Source organism: Caballeronia sp. LZ003 (assembly GCF_031451465.1).
Taxonomy (GTDB): domain Bacteria; phylum Pseudomonadota; class Gammaproteobacteria; order Burkholderiales; family Burkholderiaceae; genus Caballeronia.
The window spans coordinates 1-3,895 of the sequence record NZ_JARUXJ010000278.1 but is presented as its reverse complement, the minus strand read 5'-3'; the positions used below and the strand labels follow the sequence as shown (position 1 = coordinate 3,895).

The 3,895-nt window shown below is 58.7% G+C and carries 7 protein-coding genes; 4 read left to right on the top strand and 3 right to left on the bottom strand.

Translation table 11 applies throughout. From position 1 onward, the window contains the following. Positions 1 to 396: 396 nt before the first annotated feature. Both QCE79_RS39015 and QCE79_RS39010 read left to right on the top strand, forming a co-directional pair. Positions 397 to 663 carry a hypothetical protein gene (locus QCE79_RS39015; protein WP_309854513.1) on the top strand — a complete coding sequence of 89 codons (267 nt, stop codon included), beginning with the start codon at positions 397 to 399 and terminating at the stop codon, positions 661 to 663. Positions 664 to 668: 5 nt separating this feature from the next. Beyond that, complete coding sequence (locus QCE79_RS39010) at positions 669 to 884, top strand: tyrosine-type recombinase/integrase (protein ID WP_309854510.1); 216 nt, start codon at positions 669 to 671, stop codon at positions 882 to 884. Between the two features lie 58 nt (positions 885 to 942). On the opposite strand, the gene QCE79_RS39005 is transcribed toward QCE79_RS39010, so the two are convergent. Continuing rightward, the gene (locus QCE79_RS39005; RefSeq protein WP_309854508.1) at positions 943 to 1,188 is read right to left on the bottom strand and encodes a hypothetical protein; all 246 of its coding nucleotides are present in this window, start codon (positions 1,186 to 1,188) and stop codon (positions 943 to 945) included. Positions 1,189 to 1,334: 146 nt separating this feature from the next. On the opposite strand from QCE79_RS39005, the gene QCE79_RS39000 reads away from it, so the two are divergent. Next, positions 1,335 to 1,562, top strand: coding sequence for a hypothetical protein (locus QCE79_RS39000; protein ID WP_309854506.1), 228 nt, complete (start codon positions 1,335 to 1,337; stop codon positions 1,560 to 1,562). Positions 1,563 to 1,704: 142 nt separating this feature from the next. Next, on the top strand, positions 1,705 to 1,893 hold the full coding sequence (locus QCE79_RS38995) for a hypothetical protein (RefSeq protein WP_309854502.1): 189 nt from the start codon (positions 1,705 to 1,707) through the stop codon (positions 1,891 to 1,893). A gap of 517 nt (positions 1,894 to 2,410) precedes the next feature. Here QCE79_RS38995 and QCE79_RS38990 read toward each other — a convergent pair. Together QCE79_RS38990 and QCE79_RS38985 are read right to left on the bottom strand one after the other, a co-directional pair. Beyond that, the gene (locus QCE79_RS38990; RefSeq protein WP_309854499.1) at positions 2,411 to 2,587 is read right to left on the bottom strand and encodes a hypothetical protein; all 177 of its coding nucleotides are present in this window, start codon (positions 2,585 to 2,587) and stop codon (positions 2,411 to 2,413) included. A 133-nt stretch (positions 2,588 to 2,720) separates the two neighbouring features. Continuing rightward, positions 2,721 to 3,065, bottom strand: coding sequence for a response regulator (locus QCE79_RS38985; RefSeq protein ID WP_309854497.1), 345 nt, complete (start codon positions 3,063 to 3,065; stop codon positions 2,721 to 2,723). Positions 3,066 to 3,895: the final 830 nt, after the last annotated feature.

Sequence of the window (3,895 nt, the reverse complement as noted above, 5' to 3'; positions counted from 1 at the left end):
CGTGGTCCGCGAGTCCGCCGTTCAGGTTCACCGCGCGTTACCGGCCGATCTCTGGACGCGCGTACGACGGCTGCTCGATGAACGTTGCACGGCTCCGATCTTGCCGTTACCAATGGAGTCAGGGGAGGCAGAGGTTCGTTTGAGCAAGCAGGCGCGGGTGCGTGTGGAGCAAGAGGCGGCGCCTCAGTGGCGTGCGGCGCGGGCGGCCATTCTTTTGACGGGGGACTCGGGGCTGCGCCGGGTCGAAGCCGCCCAGGCAAGGCGTGAAGATCTGCGCGCTTCTGACGTCAGAAGCGAAGCACCGATATCCGCTCGACGTTCATCAGGGGAGGCGCCTGCGGTGCGTGAAGCATCTGGTTCGCGTCCTCGAACGTCTGGACCTTTACGATTGTTGGCATGCGGCGCAAGCAACGCACGGTGCCGGTGAGCGGCGCCACGCTCGACGCGCTGCGCGCTCATTGGGCGGACCGGGATCGTGACTTCGATGGTCAGGCGCACGGACCGCTCATTGCGCCAGTCTGGATTCCAGAAACCGACGCTGCGCAGAATCGGCACACCACTGACGACCGTGACGTGGCTTACACGCCGGACGCACTGGGGCGGTGGTCCGCATGGCCGTCCGGCGACTCGTGGTTGAGCTCCGTGCCGATCCCACCGGATTAAGCGAAATGAGCACGGAGGACCTGGTCCAACTGGTGAATACCTCGGCCCATGCGTTTCGCCATACCTTCGGTACGCGCGCCGTCGCGCGGGACATGCCGACCGATGTCGTGCAGTCGATTCTCGGCCATGCATCGCTGCAGACGACCTCGATTTACGTGAAAGCCGAGAAGCGGCGCCTGCTGGAGGCGGCGGCCAAGTATTACGCGGATGACGATGCTTAAAGCCACAATGAAGCAAATGCACTTTATTTAACGTATGACGCATCCGACAGCGACGGTTCTACGTATCGGCATAGCAGACGCCAACTAACTCATCGTATTTGTCAGGATGCGCGTCGACGATAGGCCTCACCATTGCGTCGAGGCCCGTGCGATTCGCTAGCTCGCGCGCCAACACTCGAGCTGTGCGCACGGTGATCCGTTCAACGCGAAAGCTACCTACGCCGTCGTCCACGCGAAAGTAGAAAGTATGAAGCTCCGGATCCTCAGTGATTGCCGCTGCGTGTGCGGTGATGGTGACTTTCATGACGGTCCCCCGGGGCTGTTAAGCACCGACTGGGCCCGCAGCGTAAGGGAGCTCGGCGTACGGGTAACACGCCAGACGTCATGGTCCTCGCCAGAAGGGCAAGCTTTCTTGCCTGAACAAATGTGCCTTCCGCATGCGCAGACGCAATGCTCGAACGGTCTACTCGATGGGATCGAGGTTTAATGTTCACACCAGAAGGCGCCGACGATGCCGAAATCATCCTCCGACCGGCAGCGAATGGACGCTGGAAAGTCGAAGTCCCGACCGGTCAAGCGGTCGTTGTGACCGTCGTGAACAACGAACGTGAGGCGATCGCGCTGGCGCATGCGATTCGTCCTGACGCTGGTATTCGATTTCTTCCCGCCGTCGAATGAGTAGACGCCCGACGCGACAGTGAGATCGAATCGGGACCTCATCCGATGTCCGGTCGCCACTTCTGACGTTGGAAAAAAGGAAGGGCACCGCCCCGGGCGAACAGGTCGTTTCCTGCGCGTCGCTGGCGATAAGAGTGCGGCTGTGAATGAAGACGAGCTGGAAGGCGTTCGCAAGAAGGTCAAGGGCACGATCGAAGAGGCCGACGAAAAGATGAACGAGGTCTGCGCCGGAGGGGCGAAGGACAACGCGCAACAGGCGGATGATGAAGGCGGAACCCGTGGATGGCGCCAAGAGCATCCGAACAACGGAACTGATGACGCGTTGGAATGATCGTCTGTCGTTGTGCCTAGACGTTGATCGAATGAACGCCCGCGTTCACGTTTGCTGGCTTTTACTTACCATTCGGCCCGGCTTTTCTCTAGATGCCGTTGCTCGATCACAAGTGCACCCGCGATGCGGGACAAGCATCCATGGGAGCGGTATACCGTACATCGACCAGGCGAACAAGCTGACAGGATTTCGATGGATCTCATGAACAGGACCGTGCAATGTCACGTGTAGTGCAACTCCCCAATAGTTTGGCGGCAATCGATCGCTACGCCAATGAAGCGAAGCGGCGAATCAAAGTGAAATCCGCAGGGTGTAGCGCTCTCTCAATGCAGGAAGCGGAGGCAATTCAGCAGGAGCGGCGACTCCTTGAGAAACTCCAGGAACGTCGGCGGGCCATTCTTGCGAGCTGGAGGCCTTGAGGCCGGCTGTCGTTCCGCTTCCTCGAGCGGGGCGACTGGGAAAAACGGCTCATTCCTTGAACGGATGCAGCAGCGAAGGAGCGCACCCAGAGTGTCCGTCACGGATCGTTGATTTCGACGTGATCGGGAAAGAAACCTTGCTCTCGCACCGCTTCTTCCACCGCCTGCGGGCTGATGCATCCGCTGATCGCTCCGAAAACGTTTCCATTCACCGCAAGATGCCCTGACCAGCGGCCGCTCGGAGCGCGGAAGACCCTTAAAGTAAGCACCTTCATGGAGTGGCATCGTTGACGACGTGAAGCAAGACCCGAAATGAGAATACCCTGACGCAGGCAACAGTGTCCCTTCGTCAAAAAGGCTGAGGCTCCAAAGGACTGCGACACCGTGCCCGGCGAGGGAACGGCAAAATTAGCAACCGCTTATGACTGCCTCGAGTGCCTCGCGATCGACAGGTTTGAGCAGGTATCCGTCGAATTGCACCAGGTCCTGCTCGGATAAATCGGCTTGTCCAGTGATGGCGACCACGCATGCCTGCGAGTTTCGGCTGGCGTCCCGGAGTTGCTGGCATAGGTGGCGGCCATCGATATCAGGTAAGCCGAGATCAAGAAAAATAGCGTCGTAAACGGTATTGGCTATCAGTTTCAATGCGGTCGCACCGTCATATGCAACTTCGGCTCGATGCCCGAGATCATTGGCAAGCGCACCGAACGCATCAGCCAGACGGGAATCGTCCTCGACAAAAAGTATAAGCATGGAATCGCCAATCTTGTTCTGGATATGTCGAGCGACGGGACTGCCCTAGTCGCATCGCACGACGATGGTCGCTGCGCGCGTGTCCAACGATTTGCACACTGCGCGCGCGTACGTGGTCAAACGTTCCGAGGGGCGCGGCCCGCCGGCATGCAATGATGTTACACGTCCAGCTTACATCGACCGAGCTGTTTGACATTGGTTAATCAGCGTTATCGACCGTCGACAGTCAAACCTTGTAGCCGGGCCGCGCGCGGGCGGAAAAGTTATCGGTTAGAGTGCAAAAAAACCCGCGAAGCGCGGGTTAGGTCCAACTGGCCTTATCGACTCTTTGCTGGACATGGCAGACGCTTGTCTTCGCGTTTCGGCCCTCCGTTCAGCGTCCAAAGGATGAAAGGATGCACAAATCGTGGCCGAGGATAGACATACACCTGCTGGGGTCACAATCACACGCGTCGACGCTTTCTCCGCCCCCACGTGTTCGGCGTACGAGCTGGCAGCAAGTCGAGTAAACGGTGGCGACGCAAAGCTGTGGAAGATCGCTATGAGCCGATTTTCACGCTACTTTTTTCAGCTGCGGATTTCCAACGTTGGAAAAAGCAAGCCGCGACGCTGACGTCGTCGTCGAAAGCAGAATAGGCCGCGGCTGTTACGCGGTGCTCTTTCAATGAATACCCGGAGTGCGTCGCTGAACACCACGCGCTTAAGGTTGGGGTCCTAGAGAGGCGCATGGCGGCCCAGACCGTGTCAAAACGTCATTTTGAAGCGTTATGATTTTCGTATCCGATAGCGGAGGCGAGCGAGATGAAGCGATTCGTTCAAGGCGATAGCCG

What these genes read in the sequence shown, in the direction of transcription:
- QCE79_RS38985 (WP_309854497.1), bottom strand. Translation starts at nt 3,065, where the DNA reads ATGCTTATACTTTTTGTCGAGGACGATTCCCGTCTGGCTGATGCGTTC.
- QCE79_RS39010 (WP_309854510.1), top strand. Translation starts at nt 669, where the DNA reads ATGAGCACGGAGGACCTGGTCCAACTGGTGAATACCTCGGCCCATGCG.
- QCE79_RS39005 (WP_309854508.1), bottom strand. Translation starts at nt 1,188, where the DNA reads ATGAAAGTCACCATCACCGCACACGCAGCGGCAATCACTGAGGATCCG.
- QCE79_RS39015 (WP_309854513.1), top strand. Translation starts at nt 397, where the DNA reads ATGCGGCGCAAGCAACGCACGGTGCCGGTGAGCGGCGCCACGCTCGAC.
- QCE79_RS39000 (WP_309854506.1), top strand. Translation starts at nt 1,335, where the DNA reads ATGCTCGAACGGTCTACTCGATGGGATCGAGGTTTAATGTTCACACCA.
- QCE79_RS38990 (WP_309854499.1), bottom strand. Translation starts at nt 2,587, where the DNA reads ATGAAGGTGCTTACTTTAAGGGTCTTCCGCGCTCCGAGCGGCCGCTGG.